We start from the raw sequence: 20,510 nt of genomic DNA on the forward strand, positions 1-20,510 counted from the left end.
CTCCCACATTTCAACTCGTGGTGACCTTCAAAGGCCTTTCAGGTCACGCTCTTCGATCGGCCGGCTCTGGCGCAGACGCTTGCCGCCCAGCACCACCCAGTCGATCAGCCGGAACAGGCATTCCAGACCGAACGACAACAGCATCGCCCCGCCCAGCCCCCAGCCCATGGCCTCTGGCGTCAGCAGGATCTGGTAGCTGTAGCCGTTCCAGGTTTCCTGGCGAATGTCCGGGTCAGCCGCCACCGCCACTTGCAGCGCGCGGATGTACCACGGGCCTTGCATGGCCTGGAATTGCTTGTCCAGTTCAACCTGGCGATCCAGCAGTGCGCCCAGGCTGCTGGCATCGCTCTGGAACACCGGGTCGTCGCTGGCGCGGTAATGGGCCACCAGCGCCTGCATATCGCCCTTGAAGAATTGCTGCGCGGTGGACTCAAAGCCACGCAGACCGGTCTGCGCCTCGATCAGGTGGGCTTCGACGCGCTTGGCGTAGTCGCTGATAAACCCCGGCACTTGCACGCCAACCAACAAACCAATGGCAAACAACACCAACCGCAGATAACTGAGCAACATCGTCGATATCCTTACTCGGTAACGCCCTGGCTGACGCATTCGCCGCGTCGCCACAGGCTCCATTGGCCCGGTTCGTAGCGGGTCCAGTTTTCGTTGTCGGTCAAGGGTTCGGTGGCGATCACCGTCACCACGTCATTGGGGGTGGTCTCGGCCTGAAAATCGACGATCACGTCGACATCTTTCAAGCGTGCCGGGCCAAATGGGGCGCGGCGGGTGATTTGCGCCAGCTTGGTCGAGCAGTAGCAGAACAGCCAGTCGCCGTCGCTGAGCATGCAGTTGAACACACCTTTGCTGCGGTATTCGGAGCAGGCAGCGATCAGGTCCGGCAGCATCTGTTCGATGTCCACCGGCTCGGGGAACGCTTCGCGCACGCGGTTGAGCAGATCGCAGAACGCCGCTTCGCTGTCGGTATCCCCCACCGGGCGGTAGAACGTGGCGCGCGGGTTGAAGTCCGCCAGTTGGCCATTGTGCGCAAAGCACCAGTTGCGGCCCCAGAGTTCGCGCACGAACGGGTGGGTGTTGGCCAGGCTGACCTTGCCCACATTCGCCTGGCGGATATGGCCGATCACCACTTCACTCTTGATGGGATAACGCTGCACCAGCAACGCGACTTCCGACTCGCTGCTCGCCGCCGGGTCCTGGAACAGACGCAGGCCTCGACCTTCATAGAAGGCGATGCCCCACCCATCACGGTGGGGGCCGGTACGCCCACCGCGCTGCATCAGGCCGGTGAAGCTGAACACGATGTCGGTGGGGACGTTGGCACTCATGCCCAATAATTCACACATGCCAGGGCTCTCGCTGCAACGTTAAAGGCGCGGTTCTACGCGCATGCCGCCCACAGGTGCCGGACGGCGGAAAGGTTCGTCATCGTCTGCCGGCTCGGCAGCCAGGGCTGCGTCGGCGGCGGCCTTGCGCTCACGGCGAGCGTTGGCGGCGCGTTCGATCGGCCAGCGGATCAACACGATCACGATGTACACCGCAAAGGCGATCATCGCGTACATGAACAGATCGGAAATGGCCCGCCAGGCGTTGTTGCCGACCTTGAGCACCAGGTCCAGGGCGGTGATGGCCACGGCCGGCGCAAACTGGGTCTTGACCGGGTCGACGATGGTCGGGCTGAACAGCAACACCGCCATCAGCAATTGCAGCGGCTCGCGCAGCCAGCGCCAGATCCAGCGGGTCATGCGCCACCATACCAACAGGCAGCCCAAAGCGGCGAAGGCGTAAAGGCCCCAAGCGGTCAGATAGTCGTTCTCGGTCATGGTGTCCATGGCAAGGTAGGCAAACAGACGGCTATGATAACGGCTTTTGCGTGTCGCGGCTGCAAAGCCTGCCACCGTCCGCCAGACAGGGAATTATCCATGCCTTTATCCTCCAGCGCCCCGATCGCCCGCAAGGCCCCAGGCCAGGACCCGTATGCCTGGCTGCAAGCGCGGGACAGCGAGGAAGTCCTCGACTACCTCAAGGCCGAAAACGCCTGGCAGGAAGCCCAGCTCGCCGACCAGCACGCCCTGCGCGAAAGCCTGTTCGAAGAAATCAAGGGCCGCATCCTCGAAACCGACCTGTCGCTGCCCTCGCCGTGGGGCCCGTACCTGTATTACACACGCACCACCGCCGGCGACGAATACGCGCGCCACTACCGCTGCCGTCGCCCGGCCGACGACAGCAACGCCGTGGATGACAGCAGCGAAGAACTGCTGCTGGACCCGAACGTATTGGCCAATGGCGGCTTTTTCTCCCTCGGCGCGTTCAGCATCAGCCCCGACCACCAGCGCCTGGCCTACAGCCTCGATACCAGCGGTGAAGAGATCTACACCCTGTTCGTGAAGGAATTGGCCACCGGCAAGGTCAGCGAACTGGAGTTCCAGGACTGCGACGGCAGCATGACCTGGGCCAACGACAGCTTGACCCTGTTCTTCGGCGAACTGGACGACACGCACCGCCCGCACAAACTGTATCGCTATCGCCTGGATGGCACCGCGGCGCAGGAAGTGTTCCACGAGCCTGACGGACGTTTCTTCCTGCATTGCTACCGCTCCAGCTCCGAGCGTCAGTTGCTGCTCTCGCTCGGCAGCAAGACCACCAGCGAAATCTGGGCGCTGGACGCCGAGCAGCCGCACCTGCCGTTTACCTGCCTGGCGCCTCGGGTTGAAGACCACGAATACGATGTCGACCACGGCCAACTGAATGGCGCCTGGACCTGGTTCATCCGCAGCAACCGCGATGGCATCAATTACGCACTGTTCGTGGCGACCGACATTGGCGACGTGCCAACCGAGGCCGAGTGGCAGAACCTGATTCCCCACAGCGACGACGTGATGCTCGACGGCGTTAGCCTCAACACCAGTGCCATGACCCTGAGCCTGCGCATCGGCGGCCTGCCGGTGATCGAAGTGCACCCGCAAGGCCTGCCGGCCTACCGCGTGGAATTGCCCGACGCCGCCTACAGCCTCTACGTACAGAACAGCCTGGAATTTCCGAGCGACAAGATCCGCCTGCGCTACGAAGCCCTGAACCGCCCGGCCCAGGTGCGTCAGCTGGACCTGGCCAGCGGCGCGCAACAGGTGCTCAAGGAAACCCCGGTACTTGGCGTGTTCAACGCCGACGACTACGTGAGCCAGCGCCTGTGGGCCACCTCCGCCGATGGCACCCAAGTGCCGATCAGCCTGGTGGTCAAGCGCGACCAGCTCGGCAAGCCGACACCGCTGTACCTGTACGGCTACGGCGCCTACGGTTCGAGCCTCGATCCGTGGTTCTCCCATGCACGCCTGAGCCTGCTGGACCGTGGCGTGGCGTTTGCCATCGCTCACGTGCGCGGCGGCGGCGAACTGGGTGAAGCCTGGTACCGCAGCGGCAAGCAGGAGCACAAGCAGAACACCTTCAGCGACTTTATCGCCTGCGCCGAGCACTTGATCGCCAAGGGCTTGACCACCTCCGATCAGTTGGCCATCAGCGGCGGCAGTGCCGGCGGCCTGTTGATCGGCGCGGTGCTCAACCAGCGTCCGGAGCTGTTCCAGGCGGCGATTGCCGAAGTGCCGTTCGTCGACGTGCTCAACACCATGCTCGACCCGGAACTGCCGCTGACCATCACCGAGTACGACGAGTGGGGCAACCCGGAAGAGCCTGACGTGTACGAACGGATAAAAGCCTACGCGCCGTACGAAAATGTCCGCGCCCAGGCCTATCCCCATCTGCTAGTGATCGCCGGCTACAACGACAGCCGCGTGCAGTACTGGGAAGCGGCCAAGTGGGTGGCCAAGTTGCGCGACACCAAGACCGACGACAACCTGCTGTTGCTCAAGACCGAACTGGGTGCCGGCCACGGCGGGATGAGCGGTCGCTACCAGGGTTTACGTGACGTAGCGCTCGAATACGCATTTGTGTTCAAGGCGCTGGGGTTGATTTAGGAACTTAACCGGGCGGTCGTGTCTGAACACAGGACCGCCCACGGATTGACCAATCAAGATTGCCACCATGTCCCAACCGACCCTGCTGAACAACGAAATCCGCGACATGCTGATGGACTGCGGCCTGTTCGACCCGCTGACGCCAGAAGATTTCCACGTGGCCGCGGGCTACTTCAACATCAGCAGCATTGCCCGTGACGAGGTGATTTTCCTCGAGGGCGATGCTGGCACCTTCATGTGCATCCTGCACCACGGCCAGGTGGCGGTGCAGAAAGCCAACCATGACGGCCAGCGCCTGACGATCGCCACCCTGCGCAGTGGCCGGGCCTTTGGCGAGATGGCCGTGCTTGACGGTGAACGGCGCTCCGCCAGTTGCGTGGCGGCCACCGACTGCGTGCTGTTGAACCTGGGCAAGGACTCCCTGGAAAAAATGCTCAACGAAGCGCCCCGGGTGGCCGCCAAGATCATCCGCGCGATTGCCATCGCCCTGTCCAAGCGTCTGCGCATGGTCGACGGGCAACTGCTCTCGCAACAGTTTTAACCGCCAGGTGTCTTCGGTTTGCTGTCGTTTTGCTGCAGGCCCGGGACTGTCTGGTCCTTGGGCGGCGCTGGCAACACAATCGGCACCAGCGGCGGTGAACCGTTGGTCTTGGGCACCGCCGGGGTGCTGACCTGGGGGTACAAGGTCGGTGTCGGCGTACCCGGTGCGCCTGGGGTCGGCGCAGGCGCGACCGGCACGGTTTGCAACTCTTGAGCCTGAGCCGCACCCAATGTGAGCGCGCCGAGCACAATGACCGTTAGAATGCTGCACTTCATCGATGGCTCCATGGCCTGACCGGAATGCCACAAGGCTACTCCCAACCGCGCAAGAATGCCCTTCCCAATGAGATTTCCATGAAACGTTTCGTTCTGCTGGACACCACCCCGATCCCCGACAACGGCGGTGCCTTGTGCCTGTTCGAATACGGCGAGGATTTTGTCATCAAGATCCAGGGCGGCGACGGCGGCCAATTGATGAACACGCGCATGCACGGCTCCGAGGATGCACTGGCGGAAATTCCCTGCCGCAAGGTGGCCGGCCGTCCAGGTTCGCGGGTATTGATCGGCGGCCTGGGCATGGGCTTTACCCTGGCCTCGGCGCTCAAGCACCTGGGCAAGAGTGCCGAAGTAGTGGTCGCCGAGTTGGTGCCTGGCGTGGTGGAGTGGAACCGTGGCCCGCTGGGAGAAAAATCCGGCCGCCCGCTGCTGGACCCGCGCACGGTGATCCGCATGGAGGACGTGGCCAAGGTGCTGCAAGCCGAACCCCAGGGCTTTGACGCGATCATGCTCGACGTCGACAACGGCCCCGAAGGCCTCACCCAGAAAGCCAACAGCTGGCTGTACTCCGCCGGCGGCCTGGCCGCCTGCGCCAAGGCCCTGCGGCCCAAGGGCGTGCTGGCGGTGTGGTCGGCGAGCGCCGACAAGCTGTTCAGCGACAAACTGCGCAAGGCCGGGTTCAAGGCCGAAGAAGTGCAGGTGTTCGCCCACGGCAACAAAGGCACACGCCATACCATCTGGATTGCCGAAAAGCTCAAGGGCTAATTGCCCCGCGAACGGCTAGAATCAAGCGTATCCGTGACCACCCAGAGACAGGAGCCGAAATGAGCTCGACCAACCCGCCCTCCCACACCGCCAAGCTGGACCGCATCCTCGCCGATGCCCAGCGCGACCGGGAAATGGGCTACCGCGACAAAGCCCTGAAAATGTACCCCCACGTGTGCGGCCGTTGCGCCCGTGAGTTCGCCGGCAAGCGCCTGAGCGAACTGACCGTGCACCACCGCAACCACAACCATGACGACAACCCGCAGGACGGCTCCAACTGGGAGCTGCTGTGTTTGTACTGCCATGACAACGAACACTCGCGCTACACCGACCAGCAATACTTCGGCGACGGCTCCACCAGCAGCCCGACGATTGCCAAGGCTACGCACAACCCGTTTGCGGCGTTGGCGGGGTTGATGAAGAAGGACGACTGATAGTCCTTTGTTGTTGGTGCCGGCCTCATCGGGGGCAAGCCCCCTCCCACAGTTGACTGCATTCACACATAAATTTGTGTAAATCCGGTCCAGTGTGGGAGGGGGCTTGCCCCCGATAGCGATCCCACAAACACCACTGCAGCCCCAAGCCGTATAATCGCGTCTTTTTTCTCCAAGGCACCCTTCCCCGTGGGCAATAAACGCTACAGCTGCATCGGTTTGTACAACCCCAAATCCCCCGAAAATGTCGGCTCGGTCATGCGCGCCGCCGGCTGCTACGGCGTGGCCTCGGTGTTCTACACCGGCGTGCGTTACGAGCGCGCGCGGGACTTCATCACCGATACCAAGAAGGTCCACCACGACATTCCGCTGATCGGCATCGACGACCTGAAAAAAATCCTGCCCCTGGGCTGCATTCCCGTCGCCGTAGAGCTGGTGGAAGGCGCCCGCCCGCTGCCCGAATACACCCACCCCGACCGCGCGCTGTACATCTTCGGCCCTGAAGATGGCTCTCTCGACAAAGAGATTCGCGACTGGTGTGAAGACGTGGTCTACATTCCGACCACCGGCTGCATGAACCTCGCCGCCACTGTCAACGTGGTGCTCTACGACCGCCTGGCCAAGGGCAACAACACCCGCTCGGGCCCCAAGTACTGATCTTTTGGGAACATCCGGCGCCTGCGCGCAGTCAGCTACTTATCACTAGCCCTCGTTGGAGACAGATCATGAGCGACAGCAAAACCTTGCGACCTATCATCGAACACACGCCTTTCGAGACTCAGCCCACGCAGAACGTGCACGGTTGGGAGCGCATCGGCTCGGTGGCCGGTGGCGTGATGATGGTAGGCAAAGGCCTGCGCCGTGGCGGGATTTTTGGTTTGATCCAGGTTGCGATCGGCGGCGTGGCGCTGGCCCGTGGCTTTACCGGGCACAGTTCGCTCAAGGACAAGCTGGAACAAGGCCGTCAGGAAATGAACACCGTGCGCGCGAAGATCGAGCGTGCCGGCGCTGAGCTGAAAAACCTGAAGACCAAAGCTGAAGTGGCTGCCGAGAAAACCACTGGCTGACCCCGATCAACCAGCTGTTGGAGATTCAAATGTGGGAGGGGGCTTGCCCCCCTCCCACATTGCGTTATGCGTCAATGCAATAACGGGGTATCCAGTACCGCCGAGGATTCGCCGAGGATGCTGTCGGCCAGTTTCACGAACTCCGGCGTGGTAATGCGGTTGGCGCGCATCACCGCCTGCGTCAGGTCATCCAGCGAGCGCTTGTTGTGGGTCTTCACCCGGATCTCGCGGTCCAGCTCCTGCAACACCACCACTGCCCTGGCAACCTCAGCGCCGCTGACCTGCTCGCCGCGCAGGCTGGTGACGCCCTTGCCTTCCTTCGTCAGTCGCGCCTGAATGGCCTGATAGCGCTCATCGGTGATTCCACCGGCACGCCGCACCAATTCGATGGCGTAATACTCCGTCAGGCCCTCGCCGATCCAGTCACTCGACTCGTGATCGTTGAAGCGTCCTATCGCCTGCACCAGTTCACGAATCAACGGGCTGCTGCCGTTTTCGCTGACCAGCGGCGTGCGGCTATTGAGGTAGATCGAGTCGCGGGCCGAGAACGCGCCACGGCGCATCGGGTCACTGGCGCCCACCACCAGGAGCTTGGCCGGATGGCGCGGGAAGGCGGCTTCCACCTGGGGCCAGATGAACGTGAGCAACGTCAGCACATCCATGCGGCGCATGGCCTGGCCCTTGGGCGAAGCCACGGTGACATCAGTGTCACCCAGGCGCACGCGACGGCTGCCAAGGGTGCCGGCGAGCATCCAGCCGGTGGGCCGGTCGAACAGGCGCGAAACGTTGTCGATGCGGAATTTATGCTTGCCGATGCGCGGCCAGGCGGTTTCGACGCTTTTCCAGCCGGCCGGCAGCTCGAACACCAGGCGCGAGACCAGCTCGACGCCATCCTGCTGATCAAGGCGCGCCGGGGGCACCAGGTCCTCACCGCGGAACAGGGCCCAGCTCGGGGTCATCCGTGCGTCATAGGTGCCCGGTTTGCGCGCATGGGTGAGGCGTACACGGTAGGTCAGGCTGGCCTTGTCGGCGCTGGGTTGCCACAGGCCACGGTGGTCAGTAATGCGCCACTGGCCATCGGCCTTGAAGTCGCTGTAGTCGCCGTCACGGCCAAGGTCGAAGTTCAGGCTGCGCACCGCCGAGCCCTGGGACAGGCTCAACCGCACCTCGGCCTGATCGCTTTGGGGCAGCAACTTGACGTGATAGTCCAGGTCGACCTTTTTTGCGCACCATGCCGGCACGCTCACTGCCAGCAACAACAGGCCAGCCGCCAGCCGGGTTCCCACCTTCATACACACTCCTTGGTTCAGCCTGCGCGGAAGATCAGGTAATCCTCCCAGTCGTCTTCGGGCACGCTGCCTTCGCTGAGCATGCGCCCGGACTGGGAAATGCGTTCGTGGTGCACGGCGTCGCGGTCGCCGCAGACCAGGTGATGCCACAACGGCAGGTCCTTGCGTTCGCTCACCAGGCGATAGCCGCAGGTAGGCGGCAGCCACTTGAACTGGTCGGCCTGGCCCGGGGTGAGCTGGATGCAGTCAGGCACCGAGTCGCGGCGGTTGGGGTAATCGGTGCACTGACAGGTTTTCAGGTCCAGCAGTTTGCAGGCGATGCGCGTGTAATAGACGCTGTTGTCGTCTTCATCCTCAAGCTTTTGCAGGCAGCACAGGCCACAGCCATCGCACAACGATTCCCACTCCTCCTGGTCGAGGAGCTCAAGGGTTTTGCGTTTCCAGAAAGGTTCGACTATCGCGGCCATGGCTCTACATCGGTATCGGTAGGTGAAAAGGCCGCCAGTCTAGTGCCCAAGGCCTGTGGAACCAAGCGTTGGCGACTGGCGGTGTAACAACACTTGTCAGTCTAGTGGCCGCGCAGTAGTTTTGAACGCCGAATTGACCCTCAGGAACTGCTGCCCATGACACGTGTTGCCGATTACCCGATCCACACGCAATTCACCGAACGCTGGTCGCCTCGCGCCTTTACCGGCGAGAGCATCGCGCAGGAAACCCTGTTGAGCTTCTTCGAAGCCGCGCGCTGGGCGCCATCCGCCTACAACTCGCAGCCATGGCGCTTTCTCTACGCGCGCCGCGACACGCCGGACTGGGAACGTTTCCTGGGCCTGTTGAATGAATTCAACCGCAATTGGGCACAGCATGCATCGGCCCTGGTGATCATTGCCTCGAAAACCGACTTCATCGCCCCCGGCGCCACGGAAGAAACCCCGGCGCTGTGGCACACCTTCGACACCGGCTCGGCCTGGGGCCACTTGGCGCTGCAGGCCAGCATCAGCGGCTGGCACACCCACGGCATGGCCGGTTTCGACCAGGAACTGACGCGCAAAGAGCTGAAAATCCCGGAAGGCTATGCGCTGCATGCCGCCGTGGCGATCGGCAAGCTGGGTGACAAATCGACCCTGCCGGAATACCTGCAAGGCCGTGAAGTGCCAAGCCCGCGTCGGCCGTTGAGCGAATTGGTGTCGGAAGGCGACTTCAGCCTCTAAGGCGTATACCGCCACAAAGGTGGAAGGGGGCAAGCCCCTCCCACCTTTGTGCTGGGTTGGGTCAGTAACCGCGCTCGAAGTCCACTTCGCCGCGCAAGGCCTGCTTGGCCTTGTAGGCCCGCAGGTTGTCCAGGAACAACTCCACCATCATCGGCGGCGAGGTCGGCCCCGAGCTGTGCCCGGTGAGCAGCAAACCCCAGGCCGTCCAGAATGGGTGGCGCTGCGGCAACGGCTCCTGACGGCACACGTCGATCACCGCACCGGCCAGGTGCCCTTCCTTCAAGGCTTCCACCAGGTCTGCATCGACCACGGCCACACCGCGCCCAATATTGATGAACAGACCGCTGGGTTTGAACTGCTTGAACAGCGCTGCATCGTACAGATCGTGGGTGTTCGGCGTGTTGGGCAACAGGTTGATCACGTAGTCAACCTCCCCCACCAGCCGGCCGAGTTGATCCAGCCCGGCCACTTCGACGAACGGCGCCTGCTCGCGCGGCTGGCTGGCGATGCCGTACAGCTTGACGCCAAACGGCAGCATGAACTCGGCAATGCGCTGGCCGATGTCACCGGTGCCAACGATCAGCACCTTGCGGCCCGCCAGGCTCTGGCCCTGGCGATTGTCCCACTTGCGCTCCACCTGGCTGACCAGCCGCGCCAGCACTTCACGCTCATGGCCCAGCATGTAGGTGAGCACGAACTCGGCCATGACCTGGCCATAGATGCCCACCGCACGGGTGAGGCGATAGTCACGGCGCAAGCCCTCGGCCAGCAACGGCGTGATGCCGGCCCAGGTCGATTGCAGCCACTGCGGCTGGTGCCCCTGGCGCAACAGCGTGGCGAGCAGGTCCGGTTGGCCCAGCCATACCGGGCAGTCGGCGGCCAGGCGTGACAGTTCGGCCGAGTCGCCGCTGGTGAGCACCTCAAGGTCCGGCGCCAACTCGCCGAGCAATTGGGCGTAGAGCGGGTGATCCTGTTCAGCAATCAGAACACGCATGCTTAAACCTTTCAAAAACAGTGCAAACGGCCGCCCGCATCCGTGCGGCCACCGCTCATTTATACGATTCCATTAAAAGCGGTGCCCTGGACAGGGCACCCACCGATCACATCGGGTCGTTGCGGCGCAGCAGCTCTTCGGGCAAGTGCTCGATGTACTCGTCCTCCGGCGGCGGCATTTGCAGGTGGTAGCCCTGCGTGTCGAGGTTCTCCAGAACCTGGACGATGTCTTCCTGCTGCAGCGTACGCTCGGGCGTCAGCACCAGGTTGAACGCATGTACCGGCTTGCCGAAAATGCTGATCAGGCCTTCGGGCACACGTTCGAGGGCGTCGCTTTTGAGCACGTAGAGGTACATGCCGGCGCGTTTCGAGCTGCGGTAGATGGAGCAGATACGTTTCAAGGCTGTTCTCCGGCGGTGGCCAGGCTGTCGAGCAGCGCCTGGCCCATCAACTCGCGGCGCCAGCCACGCAGCGAGTCTGGCAATTGGTAAGGTCCATCGGGGTAGCCACTTTTGACCAGGGCCTCGAGGGTTTTCTTGCGCAGCATCAGTTCCGGCGCCATCTCCAGGCGTTCCGCTTCAGCCTGGCCGAGGGCGCGCAGTTGCTTGATCAACGCAGCGGCGTCCACCGGCAACGGCTCGGCCACGGCGGGCGGCCATTGATCGATAGGCACACTGCCCGCGCGCTTGATCAAGTCCAGCAGGAACTGGCCATCCTGACGCACGGTGCGCGGGTGCATGTCTTCGATCTTGCCCAGGGCGGCGAGGTTGTCCGGCTGGGATTTGGCCAGGGGCCACAACGAATGCTCGCGGATGATGCGGTTGCGCGGCAAGTCACGGGCGCGCGCCTGCTGCTCGCGCCAGGCGCACAGTTCGCGCAGCACGGCGAGCTGGGCGCGGGACAGTTTCCAGGCCAGCTTGGCGTCGCGGTACACCTCGTAGGGGTCGACTTCGCGGCGCAGGTTGGCCACCAGCTCGGCACCGTCTTCCAGCACCCAGGCGTACTTGTCGTCGGACAGCTGCGGACGCAGGCGCGTGTAGACCTCGGCCAGGTGCACCGCGTCTTCGGCGGCGTAGCTGATTTGTGTCTCGGACAATGGCCGCTGCAGCCAATCCGAACGGGTCTCGCCTTTGGGCAATTCGATATCCAGCACGGCTTGCACCAGGCGCGAATAACCCATGGAGAAACCGAGGTTCAGGTAAGCGGCCGCCAGTTGGGTGTCGAACAACGGCACGGGCAGGCTGCCGGTCAAACGCAGCAACACTTCCAGGTCTTCGCTGCACGCGTGCACCACCTTGATCACCGCCGGGTTCTCCAGCAAGGCGGCCAAGGGTTGCCAATTGTCGATGGTCAGGGGATCGATCAGGTAAGCGCGCACGCCATCGCCAATCTGGATCAGCCCGGCAATGGGATAGAAGGTGTCGACCCGCATGAATTCGGTGTCGAGGGCGACGAATGGCAACTGCTGCCATTCGGCGCAATGCTGGCCGAGGCTATCGTTGTCGCAGATCCAGTGAATATCGATGGCCACACGGCTCTCCCTTGAAGAATGGCGCGCAGTATATATCGCGAACGAGGCTAGCGAGCATTCGCAGTGCATAAGGGACCATGAAAACTCGGACAGGTATTGAAGAATAGTCCGACAGACGGCAGTTATCCTCTCTTACGCAGTACGTAGACGCGCCACCGGCTTGAGCCGGGCATGAACTCCTGCTGGTGCAGGACCTTGAAACCGGCCTGGCGGAACTCGTCCTCCACCGGTATGCGGGCATTGACCGACACAATCACGGTGTCCCGACTGACCCGGTGGAACTCGCGCAGCAACGCCAGGCGCCCTTCGCTACTGGGCACATGACGAAACAATTCCAGGCAGAAGATGCAATCCACCGCATTGGCCGGCAGGTCGATGGAAAACGCCGAGCCCTGAAAGGTCTTGATGCGCGCGAGCAGCGCGGCCGGGTGGTGGGTGCGGGCGTGGTCGAGCATGTCCTGGGAGTTGTCCGAGGCCAGGATGACCCGGTTGACGTGCTCGGCCAACACGGGCCAGAAGCGCCCGGAGCCGCAGGCCAGGTCAAGGATCAAGCCCGGCTCGCCTGCCACTTTCAACGCCTGGCGCACCAGCCATTCATCGCGCCACGACGCCAGCCGCCGGCGCAAGCCTGGCGGGCGGGTCTCGGCGCAGACCCGCGCGTGCTCACGGTCACAGCGCTCGGCGTATTCGATCTCGATGGAAGAAGGTGGTTGTGACGACATCGCGGGCTCATGGGGTTGAATCGACCTTGATTCGCAGCTTAACCAGCGCGACGTGAAAAAAAGGTCGAAAGCCCGTGGCTCACGCGTGATGCAGGTACCAGCGCCAATCCTGCTCCCCCACCTCGCCCATGAACTGGCGATATTCGGCACGCTTCATCGCCAGGTACACCCCGAGAAACTCGCTGCCGAACGCCTCTCGCGCCCAATTGGAGCCTTCCAGTGCGCGCAGCGTGGTCAGCCAGTCGGTCGGCAACAGTGCGTTGGCCTGCGCGTAGCCATTGCCTTCCACCGGCGCGCCGGGGTCGCGTTGTTCACGGATGCCCCGGTGAATGCCGGCGAGTATCGCCGCGGCGGCCAGGTACGGGTTGGCGTCGGCTCCGCAGATGCGGTGTTCGATGTGCCGGGAGTTGGCCGGCCCGCCGGGCACGCGCAGGCTGACAGTGCGGTTGTCCACGCCCCAGGTGGCGGCCAGCGGTGCGTAGCTGTTGGCCTGGAAGCGGCGATAGGAGTTGGCGTTGGGGCAGAACATCAACAGGGTGTCGAGCAAGGTGCTGAGCATGCCGCCCACCGCCTGGCGCAACAGCGGCGTTCCGTCGGCGGCGTCGCTGGCGAACAGGTTGTTGCCGTGGGCATCGGCCAGGCTGACGTGCATGTGCATGCCCGTGCCGGCCAGGTCATCGAACGGCTTGGCCATGAAGCAGGCCGTCATCCCGTGTTGATGCGCCACACCTTTGACCAGACGCTTGTAGCGCACCGCTTCGTCCATGGCTTGCAGCGCGTCGGCACGGTGTTCCAGGGTGATCTCGACCTGGCCCGGGGCGTATTCGGAAATCGCCGTGCGCGCCGGAATGCCTTGGAGTTTGCACGCACTGTAAAGGTCGGCGAGGAAAGGTTCGATCTGCTCCAGCTCGCGCAGGCCGTAGACCTGAGTCGAACGCGGCCGCCCGCCGTCCCTGTCCCGCGCGGGCTGCGGGCGGCCCTGGCTGTCGGGTTGCTGGTCGAGCAGGTAGAACTCCAGTTCCGCCGCCATCACCGGGTAATACCCGTCGGCCTTGAGCCCGTCGATGACCTTGGCCAGCAAGTGCCGGGGGTCGGCGACGGTGGCGGGCATCCCTTCGGTGGGGTGCATGCTGACTTGCACCGCCGCCGTTGGAATCACGCGCCAGGGCATCGGTTGCAGGCTGCCGCTGATGGGATAGGCGCGGCAGTCGATATCGCCGACGTCCCACACCAGCCCGGAATCTTCTACGTCATCACCGTTGATGGTCAGGCCGAGAATGGTACTCGGCAGCGGCCGGCCACTCTCGTAGACGGCCAGCAGTTCATCGCGGTGCAGCAGCTTGCCCCGTGGCACGCCGTTGTTGTCGAGGATAAACAGCTCGAACATCTCGATGTGAGGGTGCTGTTCAAGGAAGGATTGGGCTTCTTGCAGGCAGGCAAAGGCACTCATGGGCATTCTCATACGTTCGCGTAAGACAAGCGCGCAGGTGCGCGCCATCCCGGGGATGGATCAACGTAGGAGAGTGACGTCCGGCGGGCGGGCATGCCGGCAGTGGAACAGTGCCCAGAAGGCCAGCTCGGGGAGCGTGTCGGTGGAACCGTCCATGGGGGATCACAGTGAGGGCGATGCCTGGCAGCGTCACACGCCGGCCCGGGCGGTTAAATTCAGGCTTGGCGGAGTGTGGTTGCAGCCTGGCTAAACATTCGGCGCGGTAGAGCACAGCCGTCTACGCTCTTGGCACACCAACAAGATCGAGGACGGACCATGAAGGGAATGCTCCGAATCACCTGGCTGCTGCTGTTGTGTTTCGGCCAGGTAAACGCGGCCACCACCGAGGAACAGGACGCCACGGCCGCCAAGGCGCTGCTGGAAAAAGCCCTGGCCCATTACCAGCGCCAGGGCGACAAGGCCTTCGCCGCATTCAGTCGCCAGGGCGAGTTTGTCGACAAGGATCGCTACGTGTTCGTGGTCGACACCCAGGGTGTGCTGCTGGCCAGCGGCGGGCCCTCCTCCGCGTTGATCGGCCGCGATGTGTCCGAGGTGCTCGGCCCGGACCTGCGCCAGTCGTTCAAGGACGCACTCAAGGTGCAGCAAGATCAGGGCATCCAGCAGGCCGACTACCGCTGGCAGAACTGGAACGACGGCAAGGTCGAACGCAAGCACGTGTTCTACCAGCGAGTGGGCGACCGCATTCTTGCGGTGGGCTATTACCTGCCCCGGGCCACCCCGGAACAGGCCCGGGCCCTGCGCAACAAGGCGGCAGAGGCGCTGGCCAAGGACGAAGCCGGCACGCTCAAGGCGATCAATTCGTTGCAGGGCGGTTTCCTGCAGGATGACCTCTATGTGTTCGTGGTAGACCTCGATACCCGACGCTACGTGGCCCACGGCACCAACTTGCGGTTGATCAACACGGACTTCAGCAAGATCAAGGACCCCGACGGCAAGCCAGTTGGCGAGCCGATCCTGCGACTGATCGCAGAGCAGGATCAGGGGGAATACAAGTACCGCTGGAAAAACCCGGTGACCGGAAAAGTGGAAAACAAGCACGCCTACGTGCGCAAGTCCGGGCACTTTCTGGTTGCGGTGGGTTACTACAGCCCTTGAGGTGCGTGGGAGGCTAGGCGCTGAGGGGTGGCGGTCATTCAGCTTTGTCTCCACGCCCGCGCAGCACGTGGTTGGGCATGGCGATGGCCGCCGCCAGGCCCAGCAGCGAGATGGCCGCGCTGACCATCAGCAGATGCCGGAACGTCGCCGCCAGTTCGCTGCGCAAGGCATCCTGCGCGGGGCCGGGGGCAGCGTTGAGGCCGTCGAGCAGCACGTTGCCCGAACTGCCTTCGGCCACCAGCGCGCCGCTGGCCAGGTGGGCGAAGCTGGAATCCTGCAACAGCGCCAGCAGCAGCGCCGACATGCACGCCACCCCCACCGCGCCGCCCAGGGAGCGGAACAGGTTGGTGGTGCTGGTGGCGACGCCAATGTCACGCTGCTCCACCGAATTTTGCGTGCCCACCAAGGAGGTGGGGAACTGCAAGCCGCAGGCGATCCCGCACAGCAGCATGAACAGCGCGGTCTGCCCCACCGCCTGCGGCGCGCTGAGCGCCATGCCGAGAATCGCCACGGGGCTCAGCAGCGCGCCACTGAGGATCATCGGTTTATAGCGCCCGGTCACCGAGGTCATGCGCCCGGCAAAATACGCGCCCATCGGCAGGCCCATCGCCAACGGCAGCAAGTGCAAGGCCGCGCTGTCGGCGCCGGAACCGGTCACCGTCTGAAAGCGCAGCGGCATCAGCACCGTCAGGGAAATGGCCTGGAAACTGGTGAAGAAAATCGTGCACCAGCACAGCACCGCGCTGCGAATGCCGAACAGGTGCATCGGCAACAAGGGCTCGCGCGCGCGGCGTTCGTGCCACACGAACAGGCTCAACCCCACCAGCGCACCGGCCAGCAGCCCCATGACTTGAGTGTCGTGCCAACGGTGGCCCTGGCCGATTTCGGTGATACCCAGCAACAACGCGGTCAAGCCGATGATCATCAGCACCGTGCCCAGGTAATCGATGACGGGCTTTCGTTGCGGCACCGGCAACCCCACCAGGGTGCGATGGGCCACGTACCAGGCGCCGGCGCCCAGCGGCAGGTTGATCAGGAACACCCAGCGCCACGACAGGTACTCGGTCATGTAACCGCCCAGCACCGGGCCGGCCACGCTGGCGATCGCGTACATGCCGCTGAAATAACCCTGGTAACGCCCCCGCTCGCGGGGCGGGATGATGTCGCCGATGATCGCCTGGCTGACCGAGATCATCCCGCCGGCGCCGATCCCCTGGAGGACCCGCGCCAGCACCAGTTGCTCCATGCTTTGCGCCAGGCCGCAAAACAGCGAGGCCAGGGTGAACAGGCCCATGCCGATCAGCATCATCGGCCGTCGGCCGTACAGGTCACCGAGCTTGCCGTAGATCGGTACCGCCACGGTCATCGCCACCATGTAGCCGGAGATCACCCAGGCCAGCAGGTTGACGTCGTGGAATTGGGCAGAAATGGCCGGCATCGACACGGCGACGATCGTCTGGTCGAGGGCGCCGAGAAAGATCGCCATCATCAGCGCAGCCAGGATGCTGCGCACGGCGGGAAGCGTTGGAGCGTTGAGCTGAGTCACGATTAACCTTCGAGCAGAGCCCGCAGGGACGGGCGGCCCACGGGGATGCCCGATACGATAGCAGGCTATTCAATAGCTTCGTAAGGAAGCCCGACGTAATTTTCGGCAATGGTCCGGCGACCGGCGTCGGACTGGACGAAGTAGTCCAGTTCACTCTCGGCAATTCGCTGGCTGAAACCATCGGCCTCCGGGAACTGGTGCAACATTGAGGTCATCCACCACGAAAACCGCTCGGCCTTCCACACCCGCCGCAGGCAAATGGCGGAATAGCGCTCGAGCAACTCCACGCGCCCCTCGCCGAACACCTTGAGCAGGATCCGATACAGGGTGCTCACATCACTGGCCGCCAGGTTCAGCCCCTTGGCCCCGGTGGGTGGCACGATGTGCGCCGCGTCTCCGAGCAGGAACAGGCGCCCGTACTGCATCGGCTCCACCACGAAACTGCGCAGGGGGGCGATGCTCTTTTCGATCGACGGCCCGGTCACCAACTGCTCCGCCAGGTCGTTGGGCAGGCGGGTTTTCAGCTCGGTCCAGAAACGTTCGTCCGACCATTCATCCAAGGGCTCTTCCACCGGCACTTGCAGGTAATAGCGGCTGCGTGTCGGTGAACGCATGCTGCACAGGGCGAAGCCGCGCGGGTGCCTGGCGTAGACCAGTTCGTCGTGCACCGGCGGCGTGTCGGCGAGGATCCCGAGCCAGCCGAAGGGGTAGACCCGCTCGAAGACATTCAGCGACTCAGCCGGAATCGATTGCCGCGCGACACCGTGGAAGCCGTCGCAACCAGCGATGTAGTCGCAGTCCAGGCGATAGGCTTCGCCCTGATGCTCGAAAGTGAGCCAGGGTCGATCACTTTTCATCCCGTGAGGCTGCACGTCGTGTGCTTCGTAAAAGGTAATGGCGCCACTGGCGGCGCGGGCGGTCATGAGGTCGCGGGTGACCTCGGTCTGGCCGTAGATCATCACTGACTGACCGCCGGTCAACGCTTTGAGATCAATGTGGGTGAGCTGGCCATTGAGCGCCAGTTCAAACCCGTCATGCACCAGGCCTTCGCTGTCCATGCGCTGGCTGACGCCCGCCTGACGCAGCAGGTCGACCATGCCTTGCTCAAGCACGCCGGCGCGGATACGGCCTTGCACGTATTCGGCGCTCTGGCGCTCCAGGATCAGGGTCTGGATTCCGGCGTTGTGCAGCAGTTGGCCAAGCAGCAGTCCGGAGGGACCGGCGCCAATAATGGCGACTTGAGTGGTCAGGGTTTTCATTATTTTTATCGCCTGCAAGCTCCACCCGAACGTATCAGGTGAAAGAGTTGTCATTGGTCTAGTTGCTGACATTTTTCACTTGAGTGGCCGGCATAAGAAGGTGAAAACTGAGCCAAAGCCTGCGCTTTTTGCCAATCGGGGCGATTACCGCACCACTCTCCTGAGTATCGGGTTGAAACCATGACCAAAACCGCGATTCCGGTCTTCAAGCTTTACGGGGAAAGCCAGCAATGGCCGACACCCGATTTGTTGCACTGCGAAACCATTTCCCGGCGCAGTCGGGAATACCAGTGGGAGATCCAGCCCCACCGGCATGCGGACCTGTGCCAGTTGCTGTATGTCCACAAAGGCCAGGCAGAACTTGAGATAGAGGGGCAGCGCACCACCCTCAACGAGGCCACCCTGCAGGTGTTGCCGCCGCTGTGCGTGCACGGGTTCCGGTTTTCCGAGGATGTGGAAGGTTACGTGGTGACGCTGGCAGCGCCGCTGGTCAGCCATCTGCAGACCCAGTTGGGGGTCACGGCCGACGCCCTGCATGCCCTGGGCAACTACCCGGCAGGCAAGGACAAGGATTATCTCAACAGCCAGCTCGCCCGCCTGCAGGACGAGTACGCCGACGCACAACCCGCCCGGGACATGATGATGCACGCCCTGGTGAGCGTGCTGCTGGTGTGGATCAGCCGTCAGGCGATCCAGCGCCGCCATCCTCGCACCCCCAGGGGCCGCGAGTATTTCCGGCGCTTCACTCAATTGGTCGAGCAGCATTACCGCGAACACCCCAAGATCGAGGACCTGGCCCACAAGTTGGGCATCTCGGTCTCACACCTGAACGGGACATGTCGGGAATTGGGCGGGCAGCCCGCGCTGCAGATCATGCATGACCGCCAATTGCTGGAGGCCAAACGCTTGCTGACTTACACCAGCATGACCATCAATGAGATGTCGGAGGTATTGGGGTTTTCCGATCCGACCAACTTCTCGCGACTGTTTCGCCGGCGAGTGGGGTTTTCACCCAAGGCATTTCGCGAACAGCTCAAGGCCGAGGCTGCCCCGGTGTGAACCCGTGGAACCTTCGGCGTTACAGTTTCAGCGCAATGCGCTGAAACTGCCGGAGCGCGGCACGCACTGGTCCTGATGGCAGCTGATCGCAAAGGTCGGCTGCATGCGCGTCTGCTCGACGCGGTAGGCGGCAGTGCCATAGAGCGCGCTGACCAGCGCACACAGGCTGAAGATCATCAAATATTTTCTGGCTTTAATGCTCATGGCACAGACCTCTCGCGGATCTACACGGTGCTGTTTAAAGCATAGGCCAGCCCGGGCAAGTTGCCATTATTGGACGACATTCAACCGGTTTATTTCAGGCTCACAGCCCGGCATCCCACGCCGGCGATTCAGGGAACCGCAGCACCAGGAAATCCAGCAGGCTGCGCAGCGCCGCGGGCATGTGTTTGCGCGAGGCGTACACCGCGTAAATGTTCATCTGCCGGGGCTCTGCCTCGGGCAGCAGACGCACCAGTTCACCACGGCGGATATAGTCGCCGGCCTGGTAGCTGGGCAGCATGCACACCCCTGCCCCCGCCAGCGTCACACGCAGCAGGGTGCTGGCCTCGTTGGCCGTGATCGTGCCGTGCACCGGCACCGAGACATGCTCGCCGCCCTCTTCGAAATGCCACAGGTTTTTGCCGAAATACGAATGGGTGAGGCAGTTGTGTCGCGCCAGGTCTTCGACTTTTTCAGGCGCTGGATGCGCCAGCAGGTACGCCGGGGTGGCGCACACCACTGAGCGACAGACGGTCAGGCGTCGGGCAATGAGGTTGGGGTCCAGGTCGGTACTGGTACGGATCGCCAGGTCGATCCGCTCGTCCACCAGGTTGACCGTGCGGTCGAGCATCTGCAGGTCGACGGTCACCAGCGGGTAGCGCTTCACGTAGTCGGCGATGGCGTCGGCCAATTGCGCCTGGCCGAACGAGGTGCTGACACTCAGGCGCAACAGGCCACGGGGCGCATCGTCCGGTTCGCTGACGGCGGCTTGCATGTCGCTGCTCAGCTCCAGCATCTGCCGGCAACGCGGCAAGGTTTCACCGCCGGCGGCCGTGAGGCTGAGCTTGCGTGTGGTGCGATGCAGCAGGCGCGCGCCGACCCAGTCTTCGAGCTCGGCCAGGTAGCGCGACACCACGGGGCGCGACAGGTCCAGGTGGTCAGCCGCGGCGGACTGGCTGCCCAGGTCCACCACTGTGACGAACACGCGCATTGCTTGCAGACGATCCATGATTTGCCCGATTTCAGAAACAAACT

Annotated in this window: 24 protein-coding genes; 9 read left to right on the plus strand and 15 right to left on the minus strand. The window is 63.2% G+C overall.

What is annotated here, in order from left to right; genetic code table 11:
- Positions 1-27 precede the first annotated feature (27 nt).
- The 3 genes from CQ041_RS09310 to CQ041_RS09320 are packed head-to-tail and all read right to left on the minus strand — an operon-like array spanning position 28 to position 1,910.
- Positions 28-570, minus strand: coding sequence for a DUF2937 family protein (locus CQ041_RS09310; RefSeq protein WP_105522491.1), 543 nt, complete (start codon positions 568-570; stop codon positions 28-30).
- Between the two features lie 11 nt (positions 571-581).
- Entirely contained in the window at positions 582-1,358 is a 777-nt protein-coding gene (locus tag CQ041_RS09315) for a class II glutamine amidotransferase (protein ID WP_105522492.1), read from the minus strand.
- 21 nt (positions 1,359-1,379) lie between these two features.
- Positions 1,380-1,910, minus strand: a complete 531-nt coding sequence (locus tag CQ041_RS09320; RefSeq protein WP_105522493.1) for an MFS transporter — start codon at positions 1,908-1,910, stop codon at positions 1,380-1,382.
- A 24-nt stretch (positions 1,911-1,934) separates the two neighbouring features.
- Between CQ041_RS09320 and CQ041_RS09325 the strand changes: the two genes are divergently transcribed.
- A complete protein-coding gene (locus CQ041_RS09325) occupies positions 1,935-3,980 on the plus strand; it encodes a S9 family peptidase (protein WP_105522494.1) in 2,046 nt (681 codons plus the stop codon).
- Positions 3,981-4,047: 67 nt separating this feature from the next.
- Positions 4,048-4,521, plus strand: a complete 474-nt coding sequence (locus CQ041_RS09330; RefSeq protein WP_105522495.1) for a cyclic nucleotide-binding domain-containing protein — start codon at positions 4,048-4,050, stop codon at positions 4,519-4,521.
- Here CQ041_RS09330 and CQ041_RS09335 read toward each other — a convergent pair.
- The gene (locus CQ041_RS09335) at positions 4,518-4,796 is read right to left on the minus strand and encodes a hypothetical protein (RefSeq protein WP_105522496.1); all 279 of its coding nucleotides are present in this window, start codon (positions 4,794-4,796) and stop codon (positions 4,518-4,520) included. The genes CQ041_RS09330 and CQ041_RS09335 overlap by 4 nt on opposite strands.
- A gap of 78 nt (positions 4,797-4,874) precedes the next feature.
- On the opposite strand from CQ041_RS09335, the gene CQ041_RS09340 reads away from it, so the two are divergent.
- The 4 genes from CQ041_RS09340 (at position 4,875) to CQ041_RS09355 (ending at position 7,062) form a co-directional block, all read left to right on the plus strand.
- Positions 4,875-5,561, plus strand: a complete 687-nt coding sequence (locus CQ041_RS09340; RefSeq protein WP_065929156.1) for a spermidine synthase — start codon at positions 4,875-4,877, stop codon at positions 5,559-5,561.
- Between the two features lie 59 nt (positions 5,562-5,620).
- Positions 5,621-5,995, plus strand: coding sequence for a YajD family HNH nuclease (locus CQ041_RS09345; RefSeq protein WP_105522497.1), 375 nt, complete (start codon positions 5,621-5,623; stop codon positions 5,993-5,995).
- Between the two features lie 189 nt (positions 5,996-6,184).
- On the plus strand, positions 6,185-6,652 hold the full coding sequence (locus CQ041_RS09350; RefSeq protein WP_003189607.1) for an RNA methyltransferase: 468 nt from the start codon (positions 6,185-6,187) through the stop codon (positions 6,650-6,652).
- Between the two features lie 68 nt (positions 6,653-6,720).
- Positions 6,721-7,062 carry a DUF2892 domain-containing protein gene (locus CQ041_RS09355; protein ID WP_105522498.1) on the plus strand — a complete coding sequence of 114 codons (342 nt, stop codon included), beginning with the start codon at positions 6,721-6,723 and terminating at the stop codon, positions 7,060-7,062.
- Between the two features lie 71 nt (positions 7,063-7,133).
- Here CQ041_RS09355 and CQ041_RS09360 read toward each other — a convergent pair whose 3' ends face one another.
- Both CQ041_RS09360 and CQ041_RS09365 read right to left on the minus strand, forming a co-directional pair.
- Positions 7,134-8,354, minus strand: coding sequence for a hypothetical protein (locus tag CQ041_RS09360; protein ID WP_105522499.1), 1,221 nt, complete (start codon positions 8,352-8,354; stop codon positions 7,134-7,136).
- Positions 8,355-8,368: 14 nt separating this feature from the next.
- Positions 8,369-8,818, minus strand: coding sequence for a YcgN family cysteine cluster protein (locus tag CQ041_RS09365; RefSeq protein WP_105522500.1), 450 nt, complete (start codon positions 8,816-8,818; stop codon positions 8,369-8,371).
- 156 nt (positions 8,819-8,974) lie between these two features.
- Here CQ041_RS09365 and CQ041_RS09370 point away from each other — a divergent pair, with 156 nt between their 5' ends.
- The gene (locus tag CQ041_RS09370; protein WP_105522501.1) at positions 8,975-9,559 is read left to right on the plus strand and encodes a nitroreductase family protein; all 585 of its coding nucleotides are present in this window, start codon (positions 8,975-8,977) and stop codon (positions 9,557-9,559) included.
- A gap of 61 nt (positions 9,560-9,620) precedes the next feature.
- On the opposite strand, the gene CQ041_RS09375 is transcribed toward CQ041_RS09370, so the two are convergent.
- From CQ041_RS09375 to CQ041_RS09395, 5 genes are all read right to left on the minus strand, one after another.
- Positions 9,621-10,553, minus strand: coding sequence for a D-2-hydroxyacid dehydrogenase (locus CQ041_RS09375; protein ID WP_105522502.1), 933 nt, complete (start codon positions 10,551-10,553; stop codon positions 9,621-9,623).
- 106 nt (positions 10,554-10,659) lie between these two features.
- Entirely contained in the window at positions 10,660-10,953 is a 294-nt protein-coding gene (locus CQ041_RS09380) for a YcgL domain-containing protein (protein WP_105522503.1), read from the minus strand.
- Positions 10,950-12,083: a ribonuclease D gene (rnd, locus tag CQ041_RS09385; RefSeq protein WP_105522504.1), complete on the minus strand. Its 1,134-nt coding sequence runs from the start codon at positions 12,081-12,083 to the stop codon at positions 10,950-10,952. The genes CQ041_RS09380 and rnd overlap by 4 nt, the downstream gene beginning before the upstream one ends.
- Before the next feature lie 122 nt (positions 12,084-12,205).
- A complete protein-coding gene (locus CQ041_RS09390) occupies positions 12,206-12,805 on the minus strand; it encodes a class I SAM-dependent methyltransferase (RefSeq protein WP_105522505.1) in 600 nt (199 codons plus the stop codon).
- Positions 12,806-12,884: 79 nt separating this feature from the next.
- Positions 12,885-14,255: a glutamine synthetase family protein gene (locus tag CQ041_RS09395; RefSeq protein ID WP_105522506.1), complete on the minus strand. Its 1,371-nt coding sequence runs from the start codon at positions 14,253-14,255 to the stop codon at positions 12,885-12,887.
- A gap of 315 nt (positions 14,256-14,570) precedes the next feature.
- Between CQ041_RS09395 and CQ041_RS09405 the strand changes: the two genes are divergently transcribed.
- Positions 14,571-15,410, plus strand: coding sequence for a cache domain-containing protein (locus CQ041_RS09405; RefSeq protein ID WP_105522508.1), 840 nt, complete (start codon positions 14,571-14,573; stop codon positions 15,408-15,410).
- A gap of 34 nt (positions 15,411-15,444) precedes the next feature.
- Here the strand turns inward: CQ041_RS09405 and CQ041_RS09410 are convergent, their stop codons facing one another.
- Entirely contained in the window at positions 15,445-16,956 is a 1,512-nt protein-coding gene (locus CQ041_RS09410) for an MDR family MFS transporter (RefSeq protein WP_105522509.1), read from the minus strand.
- Positions 16,957-17,021: 65 nt separating this feature from the next.
- Positions 17,022-18,206 carry a 4-hydroxybenzoate 3-monooxygenase gene (gene pobA, locus CQ041_RS09415; protein ID WP_371923009.1) on the minus strand — a complete coding sequence of 395 codons (1,185 nt, stop codon included), beginning with the start codon at positions 18,204-18,206 and terminating at the stop codon, positions 17,022-17,024.
- A 189-nt stretch (positions 18,207-18,395) separates the two neighbouring features.
- On the opposite strand from pobA, the gene CQ041_RS09420 reads away from it, so the two are divergent.
- A complete protein-coding gene (locus CQ041_RS09420) occupies positions 18,396-19,274 on the plus strand; it encodes a helix-turn-helix domain-containing protein (protein ID WP_105522511.1) in 879 nt (292 codons plus the stop codon).
- A 27-nt stretch (positions 19,275-19,301) separates the two neighbouring features.
- Here the strand turns inward: CQ041_RS09420 and CQ041_RS26380 are convergent, their stop codons facing one another.
- Positions 19,302-19,478, minus strand: coding sequence for a hypothetical protein (locus CQ041_RS26380; RefSeq protein WP_163002003.1), 177 nt, complete (start codon positions 19,476-19,478; stop codon positions 19,302-19,304).
- 100 nt (positions 19,479-19,578) lie between these two features.
- Entirely contained in the window at positions 19,579-20,484 is a 906-nt protein-coding gene (locus CQ041_RS09425; protein ID WP_105522512.1) for a LysR family transcriptional regulator, read from the minus strand.
- Positions 20,485-20,510 lie beyond the last annotated feature (26 nt).

The organism is Pseudomonas sp. MYb60 (assembly GCF_002979555.1).
In the GTDB taxonomy this organism is placed as follows: Bacteria; Pseudomonadota; Gammaproteobacteria; order Pseudomonadales; family Pseudomonadaceae; genus Aquipseudomonas.